The following is a 13,536-nucleotide window of genomic DNA, read 5'->3' on the forward strand; positions in this document are numbered from 1 at the left end:
CCGCTACAGGCGCCCGGTGGCGTGCAGGTAGTCGAGGATCCGCCCGTCGACGTTGTCCTGGAACCGGGCCATCACCTCGGCGTCGGCGTGTTCATAGTCGTAACCGCAGGTCACCCAGCGGTCCGGCACCGTGGCCGGGTCCAGGTAGCCGTGGTCGATGTGCCCGACCTCCATGCCCCGCTTGCCCGCCGACTGCCAGCTGCTGAACAGGGTGCCGTCCGCGTTGACCACGGCGCCGTGCCTGCCGCCGGGGACCGAGCAGATCTGGCAGGTGGTGCGCATGCTCGGCCGGACGAACCGGTAGCCGCGCTCCAGCACCTCGACGGCCCACCGGACGAAGTGGCTCTCGACCTCGCGGGCCTGGGTGAGGTCGTTGCGGTAGCCGATCCCGGAGTCGCCGACCCAGGCGAAGGTGAAGGTGCAGCGACCGGGGTCCACCAGGCCGTCGAGCTGACCGAAGAGTTCGCCGATCCGGTCGACGTTGTGATGCGAGACATTGACCCGGAAGTTCCAGCTCAGACCGGTGGCCGCGGTCGCCGCGGCGACGTTGGCGGTGATGGTGTCGAAGGTGGCGCCGCCCGAGTGGGTCACCCGGGTCGCGTCGTGGTCCGCCCTGCTCCCGTCGAAGGTGATCTGTACGGTGCGCAGCCCGGCGTCGTGGAGTTCGACGGCCCGCCGGCGGCTCAGCAGCACCCCGTTGGTGGTCAGCGCCGCCTGGACGGCTCCGAGCGGCGCGCAGCGGTCGAGCAGTTCCCGGCAGCCCCGGGGGTTGAGCAGCGGTTCGCCGCCGAACAGCAGCAGGTAGAGCCGGTTCAGGCCGGCCTGAGCCATCCGCTCGGCGGTGAAGGCCACGATCCGGTCGATGGTCCGGGTGTGCAGCCGGCGGACGTCGATCCGGGGCGGGCGGTGGCCGCCGTCCGGGTCCTGGGCGGTGTTCTGGAAGCAGTAGCCGCAGCCGAGGTTGCAGGCGGTGCTGGTGAGCACGGTCAGTGAGAAGGATTTCGCGGTGCGCTCGCGGTAGGCGCCCTCACTGCGCAGGAACTCGTCCACATCCGGGCGCAACTCGCCATCCGCGCCGACGTGTTCGGGTTTGAGCAGGGTCCAGGTGTGGTTGCCGATGAACCACCAGCCACGGTCGCTCGGGATCAGGCGTGGCGCGTCGACGTCGTCCAGCCGGGTGCCGATCATCGTCCCTCCCTTCTCTCCACGGACACGGCCGCCGTCGACGGGCCGTGGGTGCACGGGGCGAGGCTAGAAAGACCTGGTTTGCCTTCGGTATGCGGCAGGTTGGCGGTCGGCTGCCGCCTCCTGGGCCGGTCGGGCCGCGGCGGGATCCGGCCCGGGCGAGCAGGCATACCGGACGCAAACCGAAGCCCAACTGACCGGCCCTAGCCTCGGGGACGGCAACCCGACGTGATGGAAGGGGTGCGATCGACATGACCGAGCCGGCATCCCCGGACCTGCCCCCCGAGCAGGAGGAGGGCTCCCCCGAACCGGCGGCCGACGACCCCGAGGTCGTCCTGCACGCTGCCGATCCGGACGAGGGCGAGACACCATGGTGCATCGGCGACATGACGGCGCACTGAGCGGGGACGGCCCTGAGATGACCTGCCCGTCCTGCTCCGCGGAACTCCCCGCCGGGGCCCGGTTCTGCTCCCAGTGCGGCTCCCCGGCCACGCCGGAGCCCCCGACGGCGGAGGAGCGCCGGGTGGTCACCGTGCTGTTCTGCGACCTCGTCGGCTCGACCCTGCTCTCCGGTCTGCTCGACGCCGAACTGCTCCGCTCGATCCTGCTCCGCTACTTCGCGCTGATGGAGCGCCGGATCACCGCGCACGGCGGCACGGTGGAGAAGTTCATCGGCGATGCGGTGATGGCCGTCTTCGGTCTGACCGCCACGCAGGAGGACGACGCCCGCCGGGCGCTCGACGCGGCCCGGGACATGCTGGCCACGCTCGACGGCCTCAACACGGAGCTGGACCGGGACCACGGGGTACGGCTCGGCGCCCGGATCGGCGTGCACACCGGCGAGGTCGTCACCACTGCCGACCCGGCCAGGCGCGAGGCGCTGGTGTCCGGTGAGGTGGTCAACATCGCCGCCCGGCTGCAGGCGGCGGCGGGCCCGGGAGAGATCCTGCTCAGCGACCGGACCTGGCGGGCCGCCGCGCCCGGACTGACGGTCGCGGAGGTCGGCCCGCTGCGGCTGAAGGGAGTCGCCGGGCCGGTCAAGGCCTGCAGGCTGCTCGGCCTCGCGGAGCCGGAACCGGACAGTGCCCGCCGTTTCGACGTGCCTTTCGTCGGCCGTGAGCGGTACCTGAGCGAACTCGACCTCGCCTGGCGGCGGGTGGCCGAGGAGGGTGACGTCCACGTCCTGACCTTGCTGGGAGAGGCGGGCATCGGGAAGTCCCGGCTGGTGGACGAGTGGCTGCGGCGGTCCGCCGCCGCGCTCGGCCCGGTCGGCGCCGGACGCTGCCGCGCGGCCGGCACCGGTGGCTCGCTGCAGGCACTGGCCGAGTGCATGGCCCCGCTGGTCGCTCAGGCGGAGCGGTCCGGCGGCTGCGAGGGACGAGCCGTCGCCCTGCTGCGGACCGGCCTGCTGCTCGACGGCACCCCGGCGCCCTCGGAGGACGACACCTGTGCGGCGGTCGCCCATGTGCTGACCGTGCTGACCGGCGAGCGGCCGGTGCTCCTGGTCGTGGACGACCTCCACCGGGCGGACCAGCCGTTCCTCGACCTGCTCGACCGCCTGGTGGAGGATCTGCGCCGGCTGCCGATCCTGGTGCTGTGCCTCGCCCGGCCGGAACTGATCGACTCCTGCCCGGCCTGGGGCACCGGCCGCGCCAACTCGACCACGGTGACCGTCACCGGACTGTCCGCCGCGGACTCCGCCGCGTTCGCCGCCCATCTGGTCGATCTCGCGCTGCACGACATCGGCACCACCGAGCAGCTCGTGGCCCAGACCGACGGCAACCCGCTCTACATCGAGCAGTTGGCCGCCATGGTCGAGGAGACGGGCGGCGCCCGGGAACTGCCCCCCAACCTGCAGGCGCTGCTCGCCGCCCGGATCGACCGGCTGGACGAGGCGGACCGAACAGCACTCCGGCACGCGGCGGTGGTGGGTCTGGAGTTCGACACCGAGGACCTCTCCCAGCTGGCCGCGACCGAGCCCCCGGCCGACCGTACGGCGGTGCTGCGCACACTCACCCGGCGCGGGCTGGTGAAGCCCCTGCGCCGCCCGTTCGGCGCGACCGCGGCCTACTGCTTCGTCAACGGCGTCACCCAGCGAGTCGCCTACCAGGGGCTGACCAAGCTGCGCCGGAGCGAACTCCACGAGCGGTACGCCGACTTCCTGCTGCAGGCCCAGCGGCCGGACGCGCTGATCGGCACCCACCTGGAGCAGGCCTACCGGCACCGCAGTGCGGTCGGCCTCCTCGACGAGCGAAGCCTGGTGCTGCGCCGGCGGGCGCTCGGCCACCTGGCCCGGGCGGGCGCCGGCGCCCTGAGAAGGGTCGACCTGCCATGGGCGCTGTCCCTGCTCCAGCGCGCCAACGACCTTTCCCAGCCCGGCGATCCGGGCCGGCCCGGGCTGCTGCAACAGCTGGGCGAGGTGCAGCTGACGCTGGGGCACCCGGATGAGGCCCGCGAGGTGCTGCGCCGGGCGGTCGCCGAGGCGGAGGCGGCCGGAGCGGCCGCAACGGCCGCACACGCCCGGCTCCACCTCACCGCCTGCGAACACGACGACGCGGCGCTGGAGCTGGCGGCGACCGGTGCCCTGGCCGTCTTCGAGGCGGGCGGCGACGAACTCGGGCTGGCCCGGAGCCGCCTGGTGCTGGCGGGCTCCTGCCAGCGCCGCGGGCAGCACTCCCGGGCCCTGGCGGTGCTGGACCGGGCCCTGGCCCACGCGCTGGCCGCCGCGGCCGACCGTGAACTCGCCAACATCCTCGGGGCGATCAGCCTCTCCCTGTGGCGGGGACCGGAACCGGCTCCGTCCGCCGTCGCCCGGTGCGAGTCCCTGCTGGCCGTCTACGGCGCCGACCGGGTGGCCGTACGGGTCACCCTGGGCTTCCCCCTCACCGTGCTGCATGCCATCCAGGGCCGGGAGGACGAAGCGGCCGCGTGCCTGGCGGACACCGCACGCGCGATGGCGGCCTTCACCTACGGCGAAGGCCGGGTGTTCCGGCCGCTGCTCGACGGTGTCCTGGCGGCCCTGGCGGACCGTCCGGCCGAGGCCGCCGAGGCGCTGCGGCAGGCCCTGGACGCCGCCCGCGCGCTGCAAGCCGGCGGGCTGGTCCGGACCGCTGCCCTGGAACTCGCCCGGGTCCACCTCGCGTCGGGCGACCGGCGGGCGGCCGCCGCCCTGGTCGAGGACCCCTCTCTCGCGGACGGGTACCCCGGGGTGGAGGCGGGCCGGTCCGGGTTGCTGGCCAGGATCCGAGCGCTGGACAGGGACCAGACGGAGGCCCTGCGACTGGCCCGCCGGGCGGTGCAACTGGCGCACCGCACCGATTCGCCGACCGACCGGGCCACCGCCTGCCTCGACCTCGCGCACACCTGGGCGGCCCTCGGCCGCCCGGGCCGGGCGCGGACGGCGGTCCGGGCCGCCCGCCGGTGCTTCGCCGCCAAGGGGCACCTGGTCGGCGTGGCGTACACCGAACGCCTGGCGGAGGAGGTCACCGGGCGATGACCGGCTCCCCCGACACCGGCCTGACCTGGAACCTGCTCGACCGCCACCCCGCCGACATCGCGATCGACGCCGCGGGGGCGGGACTGGTCACGCCCGAGTGGGCGTACGGCGGGGTGGACGGCACCGGGGTACGGGTGTGCGTCGTCGACAGCGGGATCGAGGCCGGGCACCCGCTCGTGGGTGAACTGGCCGGCTCGCACGGTGTGGTCAGCCGCGACGGGGGCCTCGTGGTGGAAGAGGTGGCGCCGGCGGACACCTGCGGTCACGGCACGGCCTGCGCGGGCATCGTCCGCCAGGTGGCGCCGGGATGCGAGCTGCACAGCGTCCGGATCCTCGGCGAGAACGGCGGCGGGACGGGGGACGCCCTGCTCACCGGGGTGCGCTGGGCGATCGGGCAGCGCTTCGACCTGATCAACCTGAGCCTGTCCACCACGCGTCCGCAGTTCGGCCGCGCGCTGCGGGAGTTGGCCGACGACGCCTACTTCAGCCGCTCGGTGATCGTGGCCTCGGCCCACAACGCGCGCATCGAGAGTTTCCCCTGGCGATTCTCGTCGGTGATCTCGGTCGGCAGCCACGCCGAGGACGACTCCGGCCTGGTGCTCTACAACCCGTCCCCGCCGGTGGAGTTCTTCGCCCGGGGCCAGGCCGTACGGGTCGCGGCACTGAACGGCGGGACGACCCGGAACACCGGGAACAGCTTCGCCGCGCCGCATGTCACCGGGCTGAGCGCATTGATCCTCGGCAAGCATCCGGAGCTGACCACCTTCGAGCTGAAGACCATCCTCTACCTGACGGCAGCCAACGTGCGAGGAGCCTGAAATGGACCAGTCGGCACACTCCACGGCGATGGTCGCGGCGATCTCCGCCGCCCTGGCCGATCCCGGCCCGGACGACCGCGAGTTGCTCGACTCCGTGGTCCGGGTGGCGCGCTCGATCTTCGGCGCGACCGCCAGTTCGGTCTTCCTGTTCGACCGGGACAGCGACGAGCTCGTCTTCGAGGCGGTTTCCGGGGAGGGCGAGGAGTTCCTCGTCGGCACCAGGTTCCCGGCCCACCGGGGGATCGCCGGCTGGGTGGCCGACACCGGCGAGCCGATGAGTGTGGACGACCTCTCGGCCAGCGCGCTGTTCGCACAGGATCTGGCCGAACGAACCCGCTACGTACCCGACTCGATCATGGCGGCTCCGGTGGTCCACCGGGACGAGGTCCTCGGAGTGATCCAGGTGCTGGATCCGCATCCCCAGTCGCGGTCCAGCATCGCCGACCTGGACCTGCTCGCGGCCTTCGCCGGGCAGGCCGGGCTCGCCCTGCACGGCCTGGTCCGCAGCCGGGCGGCCCGGCGGGCCCTGGCCCTCAGGGGCGCGCAGTTCGAGCGGCTGGCCGGGATCGTCCAGGTCCTCGCGGAGCTGCCGGCCGAACAGCGGGCCACCGGGCTGCGGCTGGTCGACTCCCTGCACGACGTGCTGGCCGGGATGGTGCGCTGAGGACTCCCCGGGCCGGCTGGGCGTTCCCCGTCTCAGCTGCCGTCCTGCGCGCCGCCTCGGTGCGGGGCGGCGACGTACCCGTAGGCCAGTGCGGGCATCCGGTAGCGGACCGCGTGCGCCGTCACCTCGTCCCCGGGCTCGTCCGCGGCGATCGCGACCAGGTTGGCCTCCACCAGCTCCTCCACGGCCCGCTCGGCGGACTCCGGCAGGCCGTCCAGGGCGGCCAGCAGGGTGGCCCGGTCGAAGCCGGTGCGGGGCAGGGCGCCCAGCGCGCCGAACGCCGCCTGCTGCAGGGGGGTCAGGCCCTGTCGGTACCTCTGGTAGCGTTCGCGGACCGACAGCTCTCCGACGCTGAACTCGTCGAGTGCGACGGGCAGTCGGCCGAGCTGTTCCAGGTACGCGCGCGACGAGGCGTGGTGGCGCAGCATGGTGAGCTTCGCCGCCAGGGTGCGGACCAGCAGCGGTGAGAGGCCGTACAGCTGCTGGATCCGGTGCAGGGCGCCGGCCGCGTCCGCCGCCCGGGGACCGCCGAGCACTCCGGTCAGCAGTTCCAGAGCCTCGTCCGGGGTGAAATCGTCGAGTTCCAGGCGGTGTACGCACTCCAGGCTGCTGAGTCTGCGACTGGCGGTGACCAGCGTGCGGCTGGGCCCGCGTCCCGGCAGCAGCCGGCGGATCTGCACCTCGCCGGCCGCGCCGTCCAGGACCAGCAGGAACTGGCGCTCGGCGACCCACGACCGCCACAGTGCCAGTGCCGCGCGCTCTTCGTGCGGCGGCACCACGTCCAGCCCGGCGCCCCGCAGCAGTTCGGCCAGGACTTCGTGCCAGCCCCGCGGGGTTCCGTCGGCGCGGTCCAGGCAGATAAAGATCTGCCCGTCCGCGAAGTGCCCGGCGACCTGGTGCCCGACGTGGACCGCGAGCGCGGTCTTGCCGACGCCGACCGGCCCGGAGACCACGGCGACGTCGGGACACCGGCCGTCTCGGGTCAGGACCGCGGCCAGCTCCTCCACTTGTTCCTTGCGGCCCGTGAAATCCAGGAGATCACGCGGCAGTTGGGCCGGTTTGCAGCCGAACGGCCGTCGTTCGGGGCCCGGCCGGGCGGGTTCCCGGCCGGTCAGGATCGCCCGATAGAGCTGCTGGAGCACCGGGCTCGGATCGAGCCCCAGCTCCCGGGCGATGAACTGCCGGTGCGTCTCGAAGCAGGAGAGTGCCTGGCGCCGGCCACCGACCTGGTCGAGAGCGGTCATGTACAGGGCGGTCAGACGCTCCCTGAACGGGTGCCGGCCGGTCAACTCGCCCAACTGGTCGAGCAGTCCGAGCGACCGGCCGGATTCCACCTCCAGTTCGGCCCAGTCCTCGTACACCGCGAGGAAGCGATCGGTGAGCCGCTCGGACTCCCCGGCGGCGAACGGGCTGTCCAGCAGGTCGACCAGCGGCTGGTCGCGCCACAGCCGCACCGCGGCCCCGAGCAGCGCCGACGCCCCGGCCGGATTCCCCTCGCGCAGCGCCTGCCGCCCGGCGGCGGCGAGTTGGCCGAACTCCAGCAGGTCCGACTGCTCGGCCGTGGCCGCCAGCGTGTAGCCGTACGGAAGGTGGCCGATGTGGTCGCGCGCTATCTTGCGCAGCGCGGAGACGTACACCTGGAGGTTCTTGCGTGCGGTGCGGGGCCGGTCACTGCCCCAGAGCACGTCGATGAGCTGGTCCACCGAGAGCACCGTGTTCACCCGGCACAGCAGCGCGGCGAGCAGCAACCGCTGTTTGTAGGGGCCGAGTTCGAGCCGTACGTCGCCCGACCACACCTGCAGCGGGCCGAGGATCGTGAAGCGCAGCTGACCTGCGAAGGCGTTGCTCCCGGACATCCGACCCCCCGGCTGCTGTGACGTCCGTCGTCGTGCCGGGTGTCAGCTTCTTCGACAGCCCGGGGACTGGCAAGGGCGTGTGAACGGCCTGTGAAGGAATCCGGCCGAACTGCGGTTCTATCGAACAAGCTGCCAAGAAGCCGTGCACATACCGGAGTTCAACCGATGGCCGATAGCTTCCCCAGCGTGGCGTCGGACGACGTCCGAGGAGTGAGAGGAGACGCGCATGGCCGGGCCAGACGTGGAGACGCACAGCGCCGAAGACGACGACGACAACCCTTCGGTGTGCGGCGTCCAGCAGGGCTTCGTACCGGACGTACAGGCGCACAGCGCCGAAGACGAAGACGACAACCCTTCGGTGTGCGTCGTCCAGCAGGGCTTCGTACCGGACGTACAGGCGCACAGCGCAGGGGACGACGACGAGGACGCCGCACCCTGCGGCATTCAGCAGGGCATCGCGTAGTTCCGATGGGCGCGGACCGGCCGGCTTGTGCGGGCAGTGCCGGCACAAGCCGGTCCGGTCGCGGTACCGACCACCACGGGAGGCCCCAGTGGACAGTCTGCTCCGGCTCGTGGACGACCTCCGGGTGCTCCGGCAGGCCTGGGACCGCGAGCCCTTCGTCAGCACCGGACTCGACGACTTCGGCGACGTCTTCTCACTGGAGTCGGCGGAGCGGCTGATCCACAGCGGTCTGCCGCTGACCGCGGTGCGGCTGTTCCGGGACGGGCGGCGACTGCCGTCCGAGGTCATGCTGCGCAGTCGCGGCAGCAGCCCGAGAAGCCGGGAGAAGCTGGCCGACGGCGGCCGGATCACCGACCTGGTCGCCCAGGGAGCCACCCTGGCGCTCGAGGAACTGCAGACGCACTGCCCCGAAGTGGCCGCGTTCGCCGCACAGGTCGCCCTGGAGACCGGCTACGAGGTCGATGCCACGGCCTTCCTGACGCCGCCGCGGGCTCGCGGCGTCGCACCGCATTACGACCTGTTGGGTGTCTTTCTCCGGCAGCTGCACGGCTCCAAGCGGTGGCGGATCAGTGCCCCGGTGCGGCGCTGGCCGAGCCGGGTGGAGGCGGTGGATCCGGCCGAGGTCGGCGAGCCGCTGCTCGACGTGGTGCTCAAGGAAGGCGAGTGCCTCTATGTCCCGCACGGCTTCGTGCACGTCGGCGACACCACCGACGAGCCTTCGCTGCACCTGACCATCGGCCTGCACGGGGTCACCTGGGAGAGGGTCCTCCGCAGCCTGCTCGCGGCGGCGGCCGAGCAGTACGAGGAACTCCGCGAGCCTGTGCCGCCTGCCTTCATGGACCTCGACGTGGCCGCCCTCTACCGCGAGCGGGTCGAGCTGCTGACCGCTCACCTGGCAGGCCTGGACTGGTCGCGGGCGCCCGTGGACCGGGTACGGGCCGAGCAGCCGCCTGCTCCGCCGGCCCCGGGCAGCCTGGCCACCGCACTGGACCGGGCGGGCGGCCTCCGGCACTGAGGGCCGTGCGGTTCCGGGCCGAGGGCGAGCCCGCCCAGGGCGGTGCGGACCGTCTGTGACAGCCCGCCCCGCCCCGATCATCCCCCGCTTCGACTACACCCCCTCCAACCGTCTGCGATTCATCCTCAGCGGCGGCAGCCCGCATCGCGCCAGCGAATGGGCCGACCTCCCCGACCGGCCGCTGGACAGCGCGGTCGCCGAGAAGCCCGCCGCCTTCGCCATCGTCCGGTACGAGGGACTTCCGGCGGCCTTCCGCAGCTCACGCAGCTCGTACGCGAGCCGCTGGACGGGACCGGCCTGTGGGTCCACCGGTCTCTCGGGACGCCCCATGACATGCACCTCCGCACACCTGACGCAGATGTCATCGTTGACATTCAGAGCGATGACCATACGGATGGCATGGCAACATCCGGGTTGCCCCCAGATGACGGGCAGGTGACCGCGGTTGATCTGGGGTCGGCATGAACTCCGGCCAGCTGCAGGAGAGATGAGGGCGAATTGCCTGCACACCGCGCTTGCGGATGTAGCTGACCGTCTGCGCTCGCGGGTGCAGGCCGCTGATTCAGTGCCCGATCGTCACCGGCCAGGAGAGGGGACTCGCCAGTAGGTTGAGCTGCGGCGTCCGATACCGTACGGCCGTGGGAGAACGGCCGACCATCGGCGATGTCGCTGCCCGGGCCGGTGTGGGCGTGGGCACGGTTTCGCGTGTCCTGAACGACAGCCGGAGTGTCAGCGAGGACACCCGTGAGCGGGTGCTGCGCGCGATGCGCGATCTGGACTACCGGCCCAACCGGCGTGCGCGCGCTTTGTCCACGGGACGTTCCCAGAGTGTTGCCGTCATCGCGCCGTTCGCCACGGAGCCTTCCGTCGTCGAGCGGCTGCGCGGTATCTCGCAGGCCCTGCACGGCAGCGACCACGATCTCATCCTGCTGGATGTGGCCACGCCGGACCAGCGTGACCGGCAGTACCGCGCAGTGGCGGCCGGCGACCGCTTCGACGGGCTGCTGCCGATCTCGCTCGCTCCCACCGACGACGAGGTGAAGCAGCTGACACGGGCTGGTCTGCCCACGGTACTGCTGGACTGCGAGCACCCGGACCTGCCGCGCACGGTGATCGACGACGTCCGTGGCGGCATGCTGGCGACACGCCACCTGCTGCAACTCGGCCACCGGCGGATCGCGTTCATGGGCGAGACCGCCGACGACCGCTTCCGTTTCACCGCCAGTGCCCGTCGTCGCGAGGGCTGCGAGCTGGCGCTCAAGGCGCACGGCCTGACACTTCAGGAGCCGTACGTCCGAGTCGGACCGCACGGTCGTGCGGTGGCCCACCGCCTCACCGACGAACTCCTGGCGCTCCCGGAACGCCCCAGCGCCATCGTCACCTCCTCCGACACCCAGGCCCTGGGGGTACTTGAGGCGGCAGCCTCCTCCGGCGTGCGGATTCCGGAGGAGTTGTCCGTCGTGGGCTTCGACGATCTCGACGTGGCGGCCTACGTGGGGCTGACCACCGTGCGGCAGCCGCTCCGCGCCAGCGGGGAGATCGCCGCACGCCTCCTGCTGGAACGCATCGACCGGCCCCTCGGCGACCCCGTCGAGCAGGTGCTGGAACTGGAGGTCGTGCCCAGGCGTACGACCACCGCCGTCCGGGTCTGATCAGCAGCGCACCGGCGCTGGATACGTTTCCATAGCCTTCCAGCGTTTCTCTGCCGTCGAGGCTCGCTTTTCACTCTCCGGCCCTGCAAGTTTGCCTTCAGTGCGCTGAGTTGAGGTACTGTCACGCGTGGAACCGATTCCAAAGATTCCATTCGATCATCTTCTCGAAGGGTGACGCATGCACAGGGCACGAAGAGTGCTGCTCCGTCTGGCCACGGGCGTGATGGCCCTTGCGGCGCTGGGCGGCCTGGCGACACCGGCTTCTGCCGCCCCGGCAGCGCCGTCGAAGCCACAAACGCCGCAGTACAGCGCGGACGACGACTACACGGCCGTCTGGTCCCGCGCGGACGCACTGAAGCTCAAGCAGGACAAGACCAACACCGCACCCCGCGTGTCGCCGGACTTCCCGGTGATCACCGACAAGGTGTGGCAGTGGGACACCTGGCCGCTCACCAAGCTCGACACGAAGACCGCCACCTACAGGGGCTGGCACGTCATCTTCGCGCTGACAGCCCCGCGTTCTGTCCCCTTCGGTGACCGGCACTGGTACGCGAAGATCGGCTACTACTACTCGCGTGACGCCAAGAGCTGGAAGTACGGCGGCGACCTGTTCCAGCCCGGCACCGCGTTCGGCTCACGTCAGTGGGCCGGCTCGGCGGCGCTCGTCGGCGACAAGGTGTACTCCTTCTACACCGCCTCCGGACACGACAACGGCGGGGTCAACCCCAACGATCCGCTTCAGCGTCTCGCGCTGGCGACCGGCCGGATCCACGCGGACACGACCCACGTGTGGTTCACCGGCTTCCAGGACCACCGCATCATCGCCCAGGCCGACGGCAAGCTGTACCAGACCCTGGAACAGTCCCAGCAGGGCCCGATCATCTACGCCTTCCGCGATCCGTTCGTCTTCCGCGACCCCCGGGATCGCAAGGTCCACCTCCTGTTCGAGGGCAACACGGCCGGCGTCGCCGGCACATACCAGTGCACCAAGCGCGACATAGGTGACGTCCCCTACGGCCACCAGGTGCCGGACAACGCGAAGTACTACACGGGCAACATCGGGCTGGCCACGGCCGACGGCGACAGCATGGACCACTGGAAGCTGCAGCCCCCGCTTCTCTCTGCCAACTGCGTCAACCAGCAGACCGAACGGCCGCACCTGGTCATCCGCGACGGCAAGTACTACCTGTTCACGATCAGCCACAAGTTCACGTTCGCGCCGGGTCTGTCCGGCTGGGACGGCGTCTACGGCTTCGTCGGCCCGGCATTGCGCGGTGACTACCAGCCGCTCAACGGCAGCGCGCTGGTCCTGGGCAACCCCGAGGACGCCCCGACGCAGCAGTACTCGCACTACGTGATGCCCAACGGACTGGTGGAGAGCTTCATCGACACCGTCCCGACCGCCGACGGCGGGACCCGCTTCGGCGGCACCCTCGCCCGCACGCTCGTGCTGTCGCTGCGGGGCAACAGGACCAGGCTCACCCACCAGTTGGACTACGGCTTCATCCCGTAACCCACCCCCGGTCGAGCACTCGGCCGTGGCCGGCCAAGCACCCGTGGCCGGCCACGGCCGTCGACGCGAGAACGGCCAGGACACCCCCTCGCCGAGCCGCGGGTGACCGCGCGGTCGACGGGGCGCTGACGGCGGTCATGGGTGAGGGCGGCGCGAAGGCTTCCGGTGCTGTTGCCCACCATGGGGAGCGTCGGTGAACGCGTCGGGACGGTTCGCGTGAGCACGGCTCGCGTCAGCACGGACCGCCGGTTCCGGGGCCCTGAGGACCGGGCGCGACCCGGTGCCGGCCAACGCGGCCCCGAACCTGATCACCAAGGAACGCACCAGCGTCGGCAGAACCCCGCGCCTCGCGCTGTCTCCCACCGCAGCGTTCAACGGCGGTCAGTCCGCCAGTCAGCAGGATCACCTCCCGCCGACCGCGTCCGGCGCGGTCGGCGGGGGCCGCTGGTCTGCTGCCTGTCGCCGGATACGTCGTCCTGCTCACACTGCTGCCTCGTCGTCCGGAACGGACCGAGACTGCGCAGACGGCTGCCTGACGCTGTCTGTTCTGCTCCAGGTCGACGGAGAACCTCAGGCCAGGGGGTCGAGGAAAGTCAGGACGGAGGCGTCCTCCTCGATCAGCGGAGCGAGGGCGGCGTTGAACGGGCCGCCGTACGGGGCCTTCAGATGTGCCTGGAATGCGTCCTCGTCGCGGTAGACCTCGAAGATCCAGAAGGCGCGCGGGTTGGACTCCTTGGTGTACACGCCGAAGGTGAGGTTGCCGTCCTCGTCTCGTGCCTTCTGTGCGTACTCCCGTATCAGGCGGGCGACTTCGCCCTCCGCTCCCTCGCGGGCGGTGAACTCGGCGAGCAGGGTTTTCGTCACGGTCTTGTGT

At 71.6% G+C, this 13,536-nt stretch carries 11 protein-coding genes; 8 read left to right on the forward strand and 3 right to left on the reverse strand.

What is annotated here, in order from left to right; all coding sequences use genetic code 11:
* Nucleotides 1-3: 3 nt before the first annotated feature.
* On the reverse strand, nt 4-1,188 hold the full coding sequence (locus M878_RS59670; protein ID WP_023546045.1) for a radical SAM protein: 1,185 nt from the start codon (nt 1,186-1,188) through the stop codon (nt 4-6).
* A 248-nt stretch (nt 1,189-1,436) separates the two neighbouring features.
* Between M878_RS59670 and M878_RS97430 the strand changes: the two genes are divergently transcribed.
* Genes M878_RS97430 through M878_RS47475 form a run of 4 tightly spaced genes read left to right on the forward strand, consistent with a single transcriptional unit; the run spans nt 1,437 to nt 6,163 of the window.
* On the forward strand, nt 1,437-1,586 hold the full coding sequence (locus M878_RS97430; protein WP_023546046.1) for a hypothetical protein: 150 nt from the start codon (nt 1,437-1,439) through the stop codon (nt 1,584-1,586).
* Nucleotides 1,587-1,603: 17 nt separating this feature from the next.
* The gene (locus M878_RS59675) at nt 1,604-4,681 is read left to right on the forward strand and encodes an adenylate/guanylate cyclase domain-containing protein (protein ID WP_023546047.1); all 3,078 of its coding nucleotides are present in this window, start codon (nt 1,604-1,606) and stop codon (nt 4,679-4,681) included.
* Complete coding sequence (locus M878_RS59680) at nt 4,678-5,499, forward strand: S8 family peptidase (protein ID WP_023546048.1); 822 nt, start codon at nt 4,678-4,680, stop codon at nt 5,497-5,499. The genes M878_RS59675 and M878_RS59680 overlap by 4 nt, the downstream gene beginning before the upstream one ends.
* Nucleotide 5,500: 1 nt before the next feature.
* Nucleotides 5,501-6,163 carry a GAF domain-containing protein gene (locus tag M878_RS47475; RefSeq protein ID WP_023546049.1) on the forward strand — a complete coding sequence of 221 codons (663 nt, stop codon included), beginning with the start codon at nt 5,501-5,503 and terminating at the stop codon, nt 6,161-6,163.
* A 32-nt stretch (nt 6,164-6,195) separates the two neighbouring features.
* On the opposite strand, the gene M878_RS59685 is transcribed toward M878_RS47475, so the two are convergent.
* Nucleotides 6,196-8,019, reverse strand: a complete 1,824-nt coding sequence (locus M878_RS59685; protein WP_023546050.1) for an AfsR/SARP family transcriptional regulator — start codon at nt 8,017-8,019, stop codon at nt 6,196-6,198.
* A gap of 226 nt (nt 8,020-8,245) precedes the next feature.
* Here M878_RS59685 and M878_RS59690 point away from each other — a divergent pair, with 226 nt between their 5' ends.
* The 4 genes from M878_RS59690 to M878_RS59705 all read left to right on the forward strand — a co-directional run bounded on the left by M878_RS59690 (nt 8,246) and on the right by M878_RS59705 (nt 12,662).
* Nucleotides 8,246-8,482: a hypothetical protein gene (locus M878_RS59690; protein WP_023546051.1), complete on the forward strand. Its 237-nt coding sequence runs from the start codon at nt 8,246-8,248 to the stop codon at nt 8,480-8,482.
* An 88-nt stretch (nt 8,483-8,570) separates the two neighbouring features.
* Nucleotides 8,571-9,497 carry a JmjC domain-containing protein gene (locus M878_RS59695; protein ID WP_023546052.1) on the forward strand — a complete coding sequence of 309 codons (927 nt, stop codon included), beginning with the start codon at nt 8,571-8,573 and terminating at the stop codon, nt 9,495-9,497.
* A 638-nt stretch (nt 9,498-10,135) separates the two neighbouring features.
* Nucleotides 10,136-11,149 carry a LacI family DNA-binding transcriptional regulator gene (locus M878_RS59700; protein ID WP_023546054.1) on the forward strand — a complete coding sequence of 338 codons (1,014 nt, stop codon included), beginning with the start codon at nt 10,136-10,138 and terminating at the stop codon, nt 11,147-11,149.
* A 178-nt stretch (nt 11,150-11,327) separates the two neighbouring features.
* The gene (locus tag M878_RS59705) at nt 11,328-12,662 is read left to right on the forward strand and encodes a glycoside hydrolase family 68 protein (protein WP_167345797.1); all 1,335 of its coding nucleotides are present in this window, start codon (nt 11,328-11,330) and stop codon (nt 12,660-12,662) included.
* 570 nt (nt 12,663-13,232) lie between these two features.
* Here the strand turns inward: M878_RS59705 and M878_RS59710 are convergent.
* The gene (locus M878_RS59710; protein ID WP_023546056.1) at nt 13,233-13,526 is read right to left on the reverse strand and encodes a putative quinol monooxygenase; all 294 of its coding nucleotides are present in this window, start codon (nt 13,524-13,526) and stop codon (nt 13,233-13,235) included.
* Between the last annotated feature and the right edge of the window lie 10 nt (nt 13,527-13,536).

It is taken from the genome of Streptomyces roseochromogenus subsp. oscitans DS 12.976, assembly GCF_000497445.1.
Lineage (GTDB): Bacteria > Actinomycetota > Actinomycetes > Streptomycetales > Streptomycetaceae > Streptomyces > Streptomyces oscitans.